The organism is Streptosporangium sp. NBC_01639, from assembly GCF_045209755.1.
Taxonomy (GTDB): domain Bacteria; phylum Actinomycetota; class Actinomycetes; order Streptosporangiales; family Streptosporangiaceae; genus Streptosporangium.
In genome coordinates, this window is record NZ_CP109272.1 from 8,469,295 (window position 1) to 8,483,810 (window position 14,516).

The window sequence follows — 14,516 nt, forward strand, 5'->3', positions numbered from 1 at the left end:
CGGTGGCCGGTGAGCCTTCATCTGAGGGTGGGCCTTCATCTGAGATGGAAGACGTGGACCATGTGTGGCGCGTCGATGAGGGTGTGCGGCGCCAATGCGTGGTAGCCCCAGACATGAACCCATGCGTTGCCGGTCCGCACCGTGAGAACCGTCTTGAACATTCCCGGCGCGAAGTAGGTCAGCAGCAGGAAGACGACCGACAGGGCGGCGTTGCCCGGCGAGGTGAACACCGTCCACGCGTCCCAGATATGGAGCGCCGTATAGGTGAGCCCGCCCAGGATCACCGTGGTCGCGGTCGATCCGGTGAGTCGCAGAAAGCGAGGCACCAGGATCGCGTAGATGAAAACCATGGCGGGTAGCACCGCGCCGGCGAAGTAGACCGTGAAGGTCAGGGGAACTCCGAGCAGGAGTTGACCGGTGGTCAGCTCGAAGATTCCCGGATCGAGCACGGTGATCTGGACGAGCGACTCGATCAGGAGGACCGCGCCGATGAGAGCGGTGTCGGCCCGGCGGTTGTTCGAGTGGAGGTTGAGCGCCTCGGCGGAGTAGCGCCGCCGGAAGAACAGGAGCGGAACCACCGCGTAGACAAGGAGGTTGTAGGCCGCCCACGCGATGGACTCGGTGGGGCTGACATGTTCGTGCGTTCCGTAGATCGAGCCGGCGAGGTGCAGCCCGAACGGGTGCCATCCGGCGAGCCGGCCAAGGAGGAGGCCCAGCCCCAGCCCGCCGGCCCCATACAGCAGCAGGAGCAGAGTCTCGCGGGCGGCCACCGAGCGTTCCGGCGCGCGGTCGGCCAGGTTGGGCGGCGTTCGCCTGCGGGTGAGCCGGAACGTCAGCACGGTGAGCAGGAGCACCTCGACCAGGGCCAGGTTGGCGTCCATCAGGCTGCCGGCCGGCGTTTGGGTCGCAGCGGCCGGCCAGTCGAACGGGAGTGCGTCACCCGCCACGGCAAGGACCACCACGTTGCCGCCGAGCCAGCCGATTGCGGCGAGTTGGACGCTGCGATTGTGAAGCAGCACGGTCAGGCCGCTCCGGGGCGGGCGTGGCTGGACGTCGGTCGTACGGGAAAACGTCACCGTCTGGCTCCGGAGTTTCGTAATACGACTGTGCTAACAACCGGCAGACTAACATGACTGTGCTATAAAAGGGCAGTGCCCAAAGTGGTGGATCCAGCAGAGCGTCGGCTGCTGCTGGCCGAGGCCGTACTGCGGGTGATGCGCCGCGACGGTCTGGAGCAAGCCTCGGTCCGCAACGTCGCCCGTGAGGCGGGACTGTCGATGGGCTCGCTGCGGCACTACTTCGCAAGCCAGTCCGAGCTCATGGTGTTCGCGTTCCGTACGGTCATCAACCGGATCGAGTCCCGCCTCGCCGGACTGGAGCCCGAGGCCGACCCCCGGCGAAGAGCGCAGAGCGTGCTGACCGAACTGCTCCCGCTCGACGACGAACGGCGGGCGGAGAACGAAGTCTGGTTGGCCTTCACATCCCGGGCCATGGTCGACCCTGTGCTTGGGAGCCTTCGCGATGAGGGATACGACGCCCTGCGGGCCGGTTGTGAAGCGATGGTCACCGATCTGTCGGCAGCAGGCCTGGCTCCGACCGACATACCAGCCGAGGCCGAACGCCTGCACGCCTTGCTGGACGGTCTCGCGGTGCATGCAGCCATGCGTCCGGACATCCACACAGCCGAGTCGTTGACCGCCGCCATCGCACGTCACCTCGACGCCCTCGCGACCGAACGTGCCTCACGCGACGCAGCCGGAGGCACTGGCCGGTGCCCGTGTTCTGGCCCTTGAACCAGGACATGCCATAGTCGAAGGCCGACCTCGTCCTGCTCGCACAGGCCGCTCGGCGGCCCGGCGGGGGCGTCAGAGGTCCGGGAAGTCCGCGAGGGCGCGCTCGGTCTCCAGGACGGCGCGGTGGAGTTCGCGGGCGAAGGGACCGATCCGGTCGGGGCCGAACCTGGCCGACGGGATCGCGATCGACAGCGCCGCGATCGCGCCGCCCTGCCCGTTGTGCACGGCGGCGCCGATCGCCGAGACCCCCTGCTCGGTCTCCTCGATGTTGAGGCCGTATCCACGGGCGCGGATGTCGTCGAGATCACGCGTCAGTCCGGCCCGCTCGGCGTCGGACAGGTCCGGATAGAGCTCCCGGATCCGCTCGTCGGGCAGCTCGGACAGCAGGACCTTGCCGCCCGACGCATGATGGGCGGGCAGGATCGTGCCCCGCCGGTCGCCGACGTGCAGGATCTGCGACGACTCCACGCTGGACAGGAACCGCACCTCCGTGCCGACGCGGACCATGAGGTTGACGGTCTCCTGGACCCTTCCGCACAGCGTCTCCATGTGCGGCCGGGCGAGCTCGCGGAGCTTTCTGAGAGCTGAGCCCCCGAGGTCGCCGCCGGCCGAGGACAGGAACGGCCCGGGAAGGTAGGTGTGGTTGTCGTCCTGTACGGCGAAGTCCCGGTAGACCAGCATGGCGAGCAGCCGGTGGGCGGTGGACCGGGCGATGCCCAGCTCCTTGGCGACATCGGTGACCTTGAGCTTCCCCTGGTCGCGCAGCATGTGCAGCAGGAGCAGCACGTTGTCGACGGAGCCGAGGGCATATACCGGCTTGTTCTTCACAGAAGAATGATAGTGCACCATAAAGAATCTGTTTATAGCTTGGTCGCCATGAACCCAACTGAAGAGGCGGCGCTCCAGCGGCTGTACGCCGACTTCGACGCCGAGCATCTGCTCCCGCTGTGGACCCAGGTGGGCGACCTCATGCCGGTGCATCCCCGCCCCCAGGCCAGGCCGCACGTGTGGGAGTGGAAGCGGCTCTACCCGCTCGCCCGGCGCGCCGGCGACCTGGTGCCCGTGGGCCGTGGCGGAGAGCGTCGCGCGATAGCCCTGGCCAACCCGGGCCTGGAGGGCCGGCCGTACGCGACCCCGACGCTGTGGGCGGCGATCCAGTACCTCGGCCCGCGCGAGGTCGCTCCCGAGCACCGGCACACCCAGAACGCCTTCCGCTTCGTGGTGGAGGGCGAAGGGGTCTGGACGGTCGTGGACGGCGACCCCGTGGCCATGCGACGCGGTGACTTCCTGCTGACCCCGGGCTGGCACTTCCACGGCCACCACAACACCACCGACAAGCCGATGGCCTGGATCGACGGGCTCGACATCCCGTTCGTCCACTACACCGACAGCTCGTTCTTCGAGTTCGGGCCAGAGCAGGTCACCGACACCGGAACGCCGTCGGTGTCCCGTTCCGAACGGCTCTGGGCGCATCCGGGCCTCCGGCCGCTGTCCGGGCTGGGGGCCCGGCCGCACTCGCCGATCGCCGCCTACCGCTGGGAGCACACCGACCGCGCGCTCGACGAGCAACTGGCGCTGGAGGACGAGGGCCACGCCGCGACCGTCGAGCCCGGCCACGCCGCGGTCCGCTACACCAACCCCACCACCGGCGGCGACGTCATGCCGACCATCCGGGCCGAGTTCCACCGGCTCCGGCCCGGCACCCGGACCCGGACCCGGCGCGAGGTCGGCTCCTCGGTCTACCAGGTGTTCGACGGCGACGGCGTGTTCGTCCTGGACGGGGTCGAACGGCGGCTCACCCGTGGAGACCTCGCCGTGGTGCCGTCGTGGTCGGCGCTGACCATCCAGGCCGATTCGCGCTTCGATCTGTTCCGGTTCAGCGACACCCCCATCTTCGAGGCACTGCACCAGTTCAAGGAGGAGACCGAGTGAAGCTCGCAACGCTGCGCCTGCCCGGCCGCACGACGGCGGTACGCGTCGAGGGCGACCACGCGGTGGAGTTGGACGCCGCCGACGTCGGCGAGCTGCTCGCCCTGCCCGGCTGGCGGGAGCTGGCCGCCTCCGGCGGGGGCGCCTCGCACCCGGCGGCCACGGCGGACTACGCGCCGGTCGTCCCGCGGCCGGGCAAGATCCTGTGTGTCGGGCTGAACTACCGGGCGCACATCCTGGAGATGGGCCGTGAACTCCCGCAGTACCCCACGATCTTCGCCAAGTTCCCCGAGGCACTGGTCGGCCCCTACGACGACATCGTGCTCCCCGCCGTCTCCCAGGCCATGGACTGGGAGGCCGAGCTGGCCGTCGTGATCGGAGACACGGTACGGCACGCGAGCCCCGAGCAGGCACGGGCCGCGATCGCCGGTTACTCGATCCTCAACGACGTGACGGCTCGCGACTACCAGTACCGCACCCTCCAGTGGCTGCAGGGCAAGACCTTCGAGGCCACGACGCCGTTCGGCCCGGTCCTGGTCACTCCGGACGAGCTGGGCGAGGGACTCGCGCTCTCCTGCGAGGTCGACGGGGAGACCGTTCAGCAGGCCGACACCGCCGATCTGGTCTTCGGGCCCGCCGAGCTGATCGCCTATCTGTCGGAGATCCTCACCCTGCGTCCCGGTGACGTGATCGCCACCGGGACCCCCGGCGGGGTGGGTCATGCCCGCACTCCGCAGCGGTACCTGGGTGACGGGAGCAGGCTGGTGACCCGCATCGCCGGGATCGGCGAGCTGGCGAACACGGCACGCGCCGATGGCTGACCCCTGGACGGAGGAGGGCACGGCGCTGTTCACCGCCGCCCTCGACACCGCCGACCTGGACGCGCCCTCCCGGCTGCCGGGCTGGACCGGCCGCCATCTGGCCGCCCACGTCGCCTACAACGCCAGGGCCCTGACCCGGCTCGTCCACTGGGCGCGGACGGGGGAGGAGACCCCGATGTACGAGGGGCCCGAGGCCCGCGCCGCCGAGATCGAGGCGGGGGCCGCACTCGGGCCCGCCGTACTGCGCGAACTCGTCGCGGAGACGGCGGGGGAGCTGAGGTCGGCGCTGGACGGGCTGTCGGACCTCCAGTGGCGGGCGCAGGTCGTCACCGCCCAGGGGCGGACCGTCCCCGCCACGGAGATCCCGTGGATGCGCGCCCGCGAGGTGTGGGTGCACGCCGTCGACCTCGGTACGGGCGCGCGTTTCGACGACTTCCCGCCCGGTTTCGTGGACGCGCTGCTGACCGACGTGACACAGACCCGGCTGCGACGAGGGCAGGAGCCGTCGTTCACCCTCGCGCCCCACGACCGGGACCGGACCTGGGGTGCGGACGCCTCCGGGCCGCACGTCACCGGATCGGCCGCCCGGATCGCGGCGTGGCTGACCGGGCGCGGCGAGGCCCCCGAGGCGTCGCTGCCCGCCCCCGGCCGCTGGCTCTAGGGCTCTGGAAAGGATGAACATGAAGCGTGTCGAGGTGCTCGTCGTCGGCGGCGGGATCGGCGGGCTGGCCGCGGCGTACACCCAGGCCAGGGCGGGCCGGGGCGTCCGCCTGCTCGAACGGGCCGAGGAGTTCGGCGAGGTGGGGGCCGGGCTGCAACTCGGCCCCAACGCCACCCGGGTGCTCGCCGGGTGGGGCCTGCTGGACGAGGTCGTCGAGACGGGGGTGCTGCCCGGGCGGCTGGTCTTCCGGGACGCGGTCAGTGCCGAGGAGCTCACCCATCTGGATCTGGGCCCGGAGTTCCAGCGCCGATATCACGGTCCCTACGTCGTCGCCCACCGCAGCGATCTGCACCGCATCCTGCTCCGAGCCTGTGAGCGCGAGGGCGTGGACCTGGTCAAGGGCGTCAGCGTCGAGCGGGTGGAGACCGTGGGACCGGGCGCACGTGTCTTCTGCGTCGACGGTTCGGTGCACGAGGGCGACGTGGTCCTGGGCGCCGACGGACTGCAGTCCCGGCTGCGGGCGAAGATCGTCACCGACGCTCCAGTTGAATCAGGATTTGTCGCTCATAGGGGGACGTTTCCCGCTGGAGGGGTCGACATCAACCCGGACGAGGTCGTCGCCTGGCTCGGCCCGGACTGTCATCTCGTGCAGTATCCGCTGCGGCAGGGGGAGATGCTCAACCAGGTCGCCGTCTTCCGCGGCCCCGGAGACCTGGACGCCGCCTTCGAGCGGTGCTGCGACCAGGTCCGGGGTGCCCTGTCGCATCTGTGGCGCGACCGGCACTGGAACATGCTCGACCGGGCACCGGCCACCTCGTGGGTCGACGGACGGCTCGCGCTGGTCGGCGACGCCGCCCACCCGATGCTGCAGTATCTCGCCCAGGGCGCCTGCCAGGCCCTGGAGGACGCCCAGGTGCTGGCCGAGCAGTCCGTCAAGCACGCCGGTTCGTGGGACGACGCCCTCGCCGCCTACCAGGAGATCCGCGTTCCGCGTACCGCGCGGGTGCAGGCCACCGCCCGCGTCTGGGGCGACATCTGGCACGTCGACGGGCTGGGCAGGACACTGCGGAACGAGCTGATGCGGACCCGCGACCTGGCCGACCACAGATACACCGACTGGCTTTACGGGCTCTGATCGGGAGAGCGGGAAACGGGCGCGGCCACCAGGGGTGGCCGCGCCCGTTCGCGTCCGGGTGCCGTGCGCGGCACCCGGGTCAGGGCAGGAAGGCGTCCTGGCGGGCCAGTTCGGCCCGTACGGCCGATGCGTCGGTCTTGCCCTGGTCGGCGACTCCGGCGGCGGCGATCCCCGCGGCGTGACCCGTCGCGAACGCGGTGCCCATGACCCGCAGGGAGCCGCCGGCCGCCCTGTCGCCGTCGATGGTGCGTCCCGCGGCGAACAGGTTGCCGGTGTCGGCGCTGCATATCGCGCCGAAGGGGATCTCGTAGTAGCCGTCGCCCTCGATGAACCTCCACTCGGAGGGCACCCCCGGGCCCGGGTGGTACTCCACCGGCCACGCGCCCAGTGCGACGGCGTCGTCGAACCGGCCGCCGCCCAGCACGTCGGACTCCGACATCCGGTACTGGGCGACGACATGCCGGGACTCCCTGGTGCCCAGCTCCGGACCGGTGCTGACGATGTGGGTGCCCGAGCAACCCGGGAGCGACCGGATCACCTCAAGATAGGCCCGGGACTGCTCTCGCGCGGAGATCTCGGCCCGGCTGGTGTCGCTCGCGTCGCGGGCGTCGTAGGCCTCGTCGACCAGGTAGGCGATCACGTCGCCGGAGATCGGGAGGCGGGCGATCAGGCCCTGCTCGGCGAGGAGCGGACCGGCGCCGCGGGCCTTGGCGGCGCGGACGGCCTCCCGGACCGTGTCCCTGGTGACCCGGGCGTCGGCGGGAACGCCGCCGAAGCGGACACCGAGCGACCCGTTCTGGACCTTGCCGTCGTTGCCGTAACGGACCCCGGCGCCGGCGCGGGCGGCGAGATCGGCCTCGCCGGTGGCGTCCACGAAGGCTGCAGCGGTGATCTCGTGCACCCCCGAATGGTCGGCGATCTGAGCCGACACGATGCGGTCGTCCTCCCGGCGGGCACCCAGCAGCATGCTGTGCAGCCGGGGCTCCGCGCCCGCGCCGACGCACAGGTCGTCGAGCACCCGCTTGGCGGTCTCGGGGTCGAAGACGACGGCCACGGCGGTGAACTTCTGCGGCTCGGTGACGGCGCCCTCGGCGCGCAGGCCGGCCAGGACCTCCTCGGCCACGCCGTACACCACCTGCGTGTACGGCTCCGCCCGGGTGTACAGGCCGCAGTAGGTGAGGACGTTGCGCAGGGTGGCCGCACCGCCCAGGCACGGACCGCGCTCGACGAGGAGGGTGCGCGCTCCGGCGCGGGCCGCGCCGACCGCGGCGGCGACTCCGCCGGATCCACCACCCGCGACGATCACGTCGTAGTGCTCGGTCATCTGGATCATGCCGCCTTTCCTGGCTCGCGGACGAAGAACATGAGGATCGCGCCGACGAGGGGGCCGATCGCGAGAGTGACGAATGCCGCGTAGAAGGAACCCGTCGTCTGGAAGACCGCGCCGATGACGACGGGCACGATGACGCTGCCGAGCTGCCAGACCGCGTTGGTGGCGCCCGCCGCGGAGCCGGCCAGCCGCTGCCCGGACAGGTCGGGGATCATCGCGACCATGAGCGGGCTGTAGATGTAGGCGCCGAGTCCGAGGAAGGGCGCCACGATGAGGAACTGGGTCGCCGTGGTCATGCTGCCGAAGACCAGCAACGTGACGACGAAGAACGCCAGCACGACCACGGTGGGGATCCTGCGGCCCTTGCCGATCAGGTCGGTCACCAGCCCGATCAGCGGCTTGCTGACGACGGCCACGATACCGAAGACCACCACGACGGTTCCGGCGGTCACCGGGTCGATGCCGTTGCCCTTCACCATCAGGGTGTTCGACCAGGTGATGAAGCCGTAGGTGCCCCACAGGCCGCCGAAACCGGCCAGGCCGAGCAGGAGCAGATCGCGGTTGCCCATCAGGGGGCGCAGGTCCGGCTTCTGCGGCCCGGCCTCGCTCCGGGCGCCGGCGTCGCCGTTGCGGATGAGGAGGAGACAGGCGACGGCCAGCACCATCGAGGCCGCGCCGAAGAAGTGGTAGGAGGTCTCCCAGCTCTGCCACTGGATGAGCCGGGGCACCACGGCATTGGCGATCACGGTGCCCAGCGAGGTGGCGGTCATGAAAACGCCCATGGCCAGTCCCCGGCCCTCGGAGGTGAACCACACCGTGATGAGCTTGACGCCCGCGGCGTAGTCCGCCCCGGCGAACAGGCCGATCAGTGCCTGGAAGGCGATGCCGACGCCGGCCGAGGGGCTCGATCCGAACAGCACCATGAAGCCGCCGGCCACGAACAGCGATCCGGCCAGGATGTTCCTCGCCCCGAGCCAGTCGGTGAGGAAGCCGCCCCCGGCGTTGGAGACGACGTAGCCGATGTAGTAGGCCGTCGCGAAGACGCCCAGGCCCGCCAGGGAGACCCCCAGCGCCTCGCCGATCGACGCCGAGGCGGGGCCCCAGGTCGAGCGGTCGACCGAGGTCATCGTGAACGACGCCCAGCACAGGAGGAGGATCACCCAGCGGTACGGCGACGAGATGCCGGACACGGCCTGGCGTGGCGTGGCGTGAACACTCATGAAAGCCCTTTCGGTGACCGCCTGACCGGACAGGGGAGTCGATACCGGTCATGTGGTGTGAGTGCGCTCACGTTACCGCCCGTGTAGCGCACTGAGGAAACATGATTGAAACTTTCTTCTGTGAAGAACGGGATTGACGGACGGTCACCCGTAGCGGTGGCCGGTCGCACCCTGTCATCCCAGTCGCCCTGTCCGGCTGTCATGGACGCCCGGCCGGCGAGGGCCCGGAGGGGTCGTGCGGCGGATTCCCGGCGCGCGGCGCGGAGGCCGGGGCGCGGTCACCGGCATCCGGTGGTGCTTGGCGGAGAAATCGGCCAACTTTGAGGGAGAAATGTGTGCAGACGCGTTCATTTCCCATTCCGTAGGGCAGGTGCCGGGTGTGATGGAGCGTGAAACCCGGCGGCGGCTTCGCCATGGCGAGGGCGGCCCCGGTGTCTCATCGCTCGTGAGGGACGGGGTGACTCCGCGGCGGCCCGTCGCGACTCCGTCCAGCGGTCGTGTCGGATAGCTGGGGGAGCTGTGCCGCCGGAGGCCGCGTCAGCGTGACCGGGCCGGCGAGGTCCTCCCAATCGCTCGTACTGTCGCATGGGCGCGACGGGGATGGGGTCGGGGATGAAGATCATTGGAATGGCGGGCAGCCTCCGTCCGGGTTCGTACGTCCGGAGGCTGCTGGAGGCGTCGGCCCGGGAGCTGCCGGCGTCGGTGGACTTCGAGACCTGGGACGGGCTCGACCGGGTGTCCCCCTTCCGGGACGGGCCGCTTCCCCAGCGGGTGGATGAACTGTGCCACACCCTCTCCGCGGCGGACGGCATGCTGATCGTGGCCCCGGCGTACAGCGTTCTGCCGCCCCAGCTCGGCCACGCGCTGAACTGGATGGCCTCCCGGCGCGGCGGCGCGGTCCTCGTGGGCAAGCCGGTGGCGGTGGTGACCGCCTGCCTGCACGCCCACGAGGCGATGTGGACGCAGACCGAGCTGCGCCGCGCGCTCGGCGCCGCCGGCGCGGTCGTCTACGGAACGGACCTGGTCGTGTCTCCGGCCCTGAGCCAGTTCGACTCCGACGGCAGGATCATCGACCCGGAGTTCCGCGACCGGCTCCACTCGGTGCTGGACGGACTGTGCGCGCCGTCCCTGGCGAAGTCCGCGGTGCGGAAGGCCGCCGGAGCGGTCCCGGCCACCACCTGATCATCGGCCGAGGTCCGTCCGGCGATCGCAGTGGTGGCGGTCCCGCTCTCCGGAGAACGGGCCCCGCGACGACGCGGGCAGGAGAACGCCTCCTGCCCGATCGGAATCGAACAGTACGGTCAAGCTTGATCGGAGACAGCGATGGGCATCGGACGGATCGGCGTATGGCATCCCCTGTTCGGCAGGGCTCCGGTCCTGGACATCCGGCGGGCCGCGACCGAGATCGAGCACCTCGGCTACGACACGCTGTGGTTCGGCGAGGCGCAGGGGACCAGAGAGGCGCTCGGCGCCGCGGGAATCCTGCTCGCGGCCACGAATCACATCTCGGTCGCGACCGGTATCGCCAACATCTGGGTGCGGGACGCGACCGCCATGGCAGCTGGGGGAAGGGCTCTCGGCGAGGCCTACCCCGGGCGGTTCGCCCTGGGCATCGGGGTCAGCCACGCGCCCCTCGTCTCCCAGCGCGGTCACGACTACACGCGTCCCCTCGCCGCGATGAGCGCCTATCTCGACGCGATGGACACCGCCGCACGCGACCTGCCGTTCGCCGACGACCCGCCCACGCCCACGCTGCTCGCCGCGCTGCGGCCCCGGATGCTGGAGCTCGCCCGGGACAAGGCCGACGGCGCCCACCCCTACTTCGTGCCGCCGGAGCACACCGTGCTCGCCCGCAAGACCCTCGGGCCGGGCCCGATCCTCGCCCCCGAGCAGGCCGTCGTCCTGGAGCGCGATCCGGCGAGAGCACGGGAGATCGCCCGCGAGCACATGGCCGGCTACCTGAGGTTGCCGAACTACGTCAACAACCTGCGCCACCTCGGCTACGAGGACGACGACTTCGTCGGCGGAGGCAGTGACCGGCTGGTGGACGCGATCGTCGCCTGGGGGGACGTGGAGGCCGTCGCCAGGCGGATCAGCGCCCATCTGGACGCCGGGGCGGATCACGTCGCGATCCAGCCGCTCCCCTCCGACCTGCACGGGGGCGTCGCCCAGCTCGCGGAACTGGCACCCGCTCTGGGCGTGCGGCCCGGAGGCGGGCCGGGGCCGGTCCTCGGAGAGGGCTGACGGTCCGGCGGAGGACGCTCCGCCCCGGCGCCGCCCCCGTCGCAACCGCTCCGCGGCGCCGTACGAAGAGAGAAGGGGAGGACGCCGTGGGTGACGTGAAGGAGGAACGGGCGCTGCGGGCGCTGGGCGTGGCACTCGACGAGCACGCACCGGTCATCCGCCACGGGCGCGGGGAGTTCCCCGAGGGCACCCCCTTCCTCCGGCTGACCTTCCCCGGGTCGGGAGAGGCGACGGTCTTCCTTGACGGCCACCAGTGGATTTGCTTCGGCGAGCCCGGACGGGGCAGGGAGCCGACCCAGCTGGCCGCCGGCCAGGTCGACGACGATCCCACCCTGGTCGCCGAGCGGCTGGCGTCCGCGCTGATCTCGGTACGCAGGCGCCCCAGCGCGCCGGCACGGCTGCTGCGCGCGTGCGGGATCGGTTTCGCCGCGGGGGTGGGCATCTGCCTGCTGACCATGATCATCATGGCGATACTCGTCGGCGGCAACGGCTACCTCACCGACACGACGATCTCCGCGGTGCACATCCTGGCCTTCGTGTTCGGCGGCGGAGCCGGTCTCTGGGTGGGCATCCGCAGATGGAGACGGGAATGAGCTCCGCGTGATCGCCTCTTCCGGGGGAAGGGACCGGTGAGGCGATCAGTTGGAGGAGCGCGATGGCGGAGTTGCTGGCGATCTACAACGAAGGGGCGGGCGGTGCGGACGACGCCGCCAGAACCGCGGCCATGGAGACGTTGCGCGGTAGCGCCGACGTGATCGAGGCGCCCGCCGGCCAGAAGGACCTCGATGAGATGCTCGACGCCCATCCCGGCCGGGACGTCGTCGTCCTGGGCGGTGACGGGTCGCTCCATGTGGTGGTCTCCGCCCTCCACCGGCGCGGCGAGCTGGGCACCCGCACCGTGGGGCTCGTCCCGCTCGGCACCGGCAACGACTTCGCCCGGGGCTTGGGCATTCCACTGGACCCCGAGGTGGCGGCCCGCATCGTGCTCGCCGGACGGCCCCAGCCACTCGACCTCCTGGTCGACGACGAGGGTGAGGTCGTCGTCAACGCGGTACACCTCGGTATCGGGGCGGAGGCCTCCAGGCGCGCCACACCGCTCAAACCCGCGCTCGGGCGGCTCGCCTACGGCGTCGGCGGGCTGCTGGCGGGCGTGTGGAGCCCCGGCTGGCGGCTGAGCGTGACCGTCGACGGCCGGTCACTGGCCGATGGGCGCCCGGTGCTCATGGTCGGCGTCGGCAACGGCGTCACCATCGGCGGAGGCACCCCGCTGACCCCGGGCGCCAGGCCCGACGACGGCAAGGTGGACGTCGTCGTCGCGCTGACGACGGGGCCGATGGACAGGCTCCTGTACGCCCTGCGGCTGCGCAGGGGGACCCATCCCGACCTACGCGACGTCGTCACCGACCGAGGACGGGAGATGACGGTGACGGGCGAGCCGGTGCCGGTGAACGCCGACGGCGAGCTGAGCGGTCCGACGGCCCGGCACCGCTGGACGGTCATGCCCGCCGTCTGGCGGATGTTCACCTGAGCCGGACGGTCGCGCCCGCCGTCCGGCGGATGTTCACCTGACGGGGTCGCCGCCCGGCGGTGCCCCTCCGGTCACTTGAGCGACTCCGACACCAGCTCCCTGGCCGCCTCCTGCACCTCGGTGAGGTGCTCGGGCCCCTTGAAGGACTCGGCGTAGATCTTGTACACGTCCTCCGTACCGGAGGGGCGGGCGGCGAACCACGCGCTGTCGGTACTGACCTTGACCCCGCCGAGGGCGGCGCCGTTGCCGGGCGCCGAGGTGAGCACCTGCCGGATCGGCTCCCCGGCGAGGGTCTCGGCGGTGACCTGTTCCGCCGAGAGCCTGGCGAGCACCGCCTTCTGCTCCCGGGTCGCGGGGGCGTCGACCCGGGCATAGGCCGGATCGCCGAACCTGGCGGTCAGGTCCGCGTAGTGCTCACTCGGTGAACGACCGGTGGTCGCGATGATCTCCGAGGCCAGCAGCGCCAGGATGATCCCGTCCTTGTCGGTGGTCCACACCGAGCCGTCGCGGCGCAGGAACGACGCCCCCGCGCTCTCCTCACCGCCGAAACCGAGTGATCCGTCCAGCAGTCCCGAAACGAACCACTTGAACCCGACGGGCACCTCCATCAGCCGCCTGCCCAGGTCGGCGGCCACTCGGTCGATCATGCCGCTGCTCACCAGCGTCTTGCCGATCCCGGCGCCGGCCGGCCAGTCCGGACGGTGGGCGTAGAGGTAGGAGATCGCCACGGCGAGATAGTGGTTGGGGTTCAGCAGACCCCCGTCGGGAGTGACGACGCCGTGCCGGTCGGAATCGGCGTCGTTGCCCGTGGAGACGTCGAACGCGTCACGGTTCGCGATGAGGGAGGCCATGGCGTACGGCGACGAGCAGTCCATCCGGATCTTGCCGTCCCAGTCCAGCGTCATGAACCGCCACGTCGGGTCGGTCAGCGGGTTGACCACCGTCAGGTCCAGCCGGTGCCGGTCGGCGATCTCCCCCCAGTAGGCCACGCTCGCCCCACCCAGCGGATCGGCGCCGATGCGCACGCCCGCCTCCCTGATCGCGTCGATGTCCAGCACCGACGGCAGGTCGTCCACGTAGGCGCCGAGAAAATCATGTCGGCCGGTCGTGTCGGCGGCCAGCGCCCTGGCGTAGGGGAGCCGTCTGACCTCCTTGAGCCCGCCCGCGATCAGCGCGTTGGCCCGGTCCTGGATCCAGGAGGTGGCGTCGGTGTCGGCCGGTCCGCCGTTCGGCGGGTTGTACTTGAAGCCGCCGTCGCCGGGCGGGTTGTGCGAGGGGGTCACCACCACGCCGTCGGCCTGCCCCGCCGCGCGCCCGCGGTTGTGCACGAGGATCGCATGCGAGACCGCCGGTGTCGGGGTGTAGCCGTCGCGGCTGTCGATCAGGACCCGCACCCCGTTGGCGGCGAACACCTCCAGCGCCGACACCCGCGCGGGCTCCGAGAGAGCGTGGGTGTCGGCACCGAGGAACAGCGGGCCGTCCACCCCCTGCGCCGCCCGGTACTCCACGATGGCCTGGCTGGTCGCGAGGATGTGATCCTCGTTGAACGCGGTGTTCAGCGCCGAGCCCCGATGGCCCGACGTCCCGAACGCCACCCGCTGGCCGACCTCCCCGGGGTCGGGGCGCAGGGCGTAGTAGGCGGTCACCAGGCGGGCCACGTCAACCAGGTCGGACGGCTGGGCGGGCTGTCCCGCGCGGTCGTGCGTCATCGCTGTCTCCTCATGTCACCAAGGCTGGATATCTACCCTCAAACCGGCAGAACACAGCGCCCATCCTGCCCTGCTCCGCCGGGCGAGCCGGCGGCGACGGCCCGCTGGCGGGCAGTATGCACAGGTGTCTAAACAAACTCCCCAGC

At 71.0% G+C, this 14,516-nt stretch carries 14 protein-coding genes; 9 read left to right on the forward strand and 5 right to left on the reverse strand.

Annotated features, from left to right (window positions below; translation table 11 throughout):
* Positions 1-35 precede the first annotated feature (35 nt).
* A complete protein-coding gene (locus tag OHA77_RS38450; RefSeq protein ID WP_406314132.1) occupies positions 36-1,076 on the reverse strand; it encodes a hypothetical protein in 1,041 nt (346 codons plus the stop codon).
* A 75-nt stretch (positions 1,077-1,151) separates the two neighbouring features.
* Between OHA77_RS38450 and OHA77_RS38455 the strand changes: the two genes are divergently transcribed.
* Positions 1,152-1,793, forward strand: coding sequence for a TetR/AcrR family transcriptional regulator (locus OHA77_RS38455; RefSeq protein WP_406314133.1), 642 nt, complete (start codon positions 1,152-1,154; stop codon positions 1,791-1,793).
* A 72-nt stretch (positions 1,794-1,865) separates the two neighbouring features.
* On the opposite strand, the gene OHA77_RS38460 is transcribed toward OHA77_RS38455, so the two are convergent.
* Positions 1,866-2,621 carry an IclR family transcriptional regulator gene (locus tag OHA77_RS38460; RefSeq protein ID WP_406314135.1) on the reverse strand — a complete coding sequence of 252 codons (756 nt, stop codon included), beginning with the start codon at positions 2,619-2,621 and terminating at the stop codon, positions 1,866-1,868.
* A gap of 48 nt (positions 2,622-2,669) precedes the next feature.
* Between OHA77_RS38460 and OHA77_RS38465 the strand changes: the two genes are divergently transcribed.
* The 4 genes from OHA77_RS38465 to OHA77_RS38480 are packed head-to-tail and all read left to right on the forward strand — an operon-like array spanning position 2,670 to position 6,339.
* On the forward strand, positions 2,670-3,725 hold the full coding sequence (locus OHA77_RS38465) for a cupin domain-containing protein (RefSeq protein ID WP_406314137.1): 1,056 nt from the start codon (positions 2,670-2,672) through the stop codon (positions 3,723-3,725).
* Positions 3,722-4,543, forward strand: coding sequence for a fumarylacetoacetate hydrolase family protein (locus tag OHA77_RS38470; protein ID WP_406314139.1), 822 nt, complete (start codon positions 3,722-3,724; stop codon positions 4,541-4,543). The genes OHA77_RS38465 and OHA77_RS38470 overlap by 4 nt, the downstream gene beginning before the upstream one ends.
* Complete coding sequence (locus tag OHA77_RS38475; RefSeq protein ID WP_326823253.1) at positions 4,536-5,204, forward strand: maleylpyruvate isomerase family mycothiol-dependent enzyme; 669 nt, start codon at positions 4,536-4,538, stop codon at positions 5,202-5,204. Before OHA77_RS38470 ends, OHA77_RS38475 begins: the two co-directional genes overlap by 8 nt.
* A gap of 19 nt (positions 5,205-5,223) precedes the next feature.
* A complete protein-coding gene (locus OHA77_RS38480) occupies positions 5,224-6,339 on the forward strand; it encodes an FAD-dependent monooxygenase (RefSeq protein ID WP_406314141.1) in 1,116 nt (371 codons plus the stop codon).
* Between the two features lie 79 nt (positions 6,340-6,418).
* Here the strand turns inward: OHA77_RS38480 and OHA77_RS38485 are convergent, their stop codons facing one another.
* Entirely contained in the window at positions 6,419-7,672 is a 1,254-nt protein-coding gene (locus OHA77_RS38485; RefSeq protein ID WP_406314142.1) for an FAD-dependent oxidoreductase, read from the reverse strand.
* On the reverse strand, positions 7,669-8,889 hold the full coding sequence (locus OHA77_RS38490; protein WP_406314144.1) for a nitrate/nitrite transporter: 1,221 nt from the start codon (positions 8,887-8,889) through the stop codon (positions 7,669-7,671). The genes OHA77_RS38485 and OHA77_RS38490 overlap by 4 nt, the downstream gene beginning before the upstream one ends.
* Positions 8,890-9,501: 612 nt before the next feature.
* Here OHA77_RS38490 and OHA77_RS38495 point away from each other — a divergent pair.
* The 4 genes from OHA77_RS38495 to OHA77_RS38510 all read left to right on the forward strand — a co-directional run bounded on the left by OHA77_RS38495 (position 9,502) and on the right by OHA77_RS38510 (position 12,661).
* A complete protein-coding gene (locus OHA77_RS38495; protein WP_406314145.1) occupies positions 9,502-10,071 on the forward strand; it encodes an NADPH-dependent FMN reductase in 570 nt (189 codons plus the stop codon).
* Positions 10,072-10,212: 141 nt separating this feature from the next.
* Positions 10,213-11,133 (forward strand): LLM class F420-dependent oxidoreductase, encoded by a 921-nt coding sequence (locus OHA77_RS38500; protein WP_406314147.1) that lies wholly within the window; start codon positions 10,213-10,215, stop codon positions 11,131-11,133.
* Between the two features lie 86 nt (positions 11,134-11,219).
* Entirely contained in the window at positions 11,220-11,726 is a 507-nt protein-coding gene (locus tag OHA77_RS38505; RefSeq protein ID WP_406314149.1) for a hypothetical protein, read from the forward strand.
* 62 nt (positions 11,727-11,788) lie between these two features.
* Positions 11,789-12,661 carry a diacylglycerol/lipid kinase family protein gene (locus OHA77_RS38510; protein WP_406314151.1) on the forward strand — a complete coding sequence of 291 codons (873 nt, stop codon included), beginning with the start codon at positions 11,789-11,791 and terminating at the stop codon, positions 12,659-12,661.
* A 71-nt stretch (positions 12,662-12,732) separates the two neighbouring features.
* Here the strand turns inward: OHA77_RS38510 and pgm are convergent, their stop codons facing one another.
* On the reverse strand, positions 12,733-14,370 hold the full coding sequence (gene pgm, locus OHA77_RS38515; RefSeq protein WP_406314152.1) for a phosphoglucomutase (alpha-D-glucose-1,6-bisphosphate-dependent): 1,638 nt from the start codon (positions 14,368-14,370) through the stop codon (positions 12,733-12,735).
* Positions 14,371-14,516: the final 146 nt, after the last annotated feature.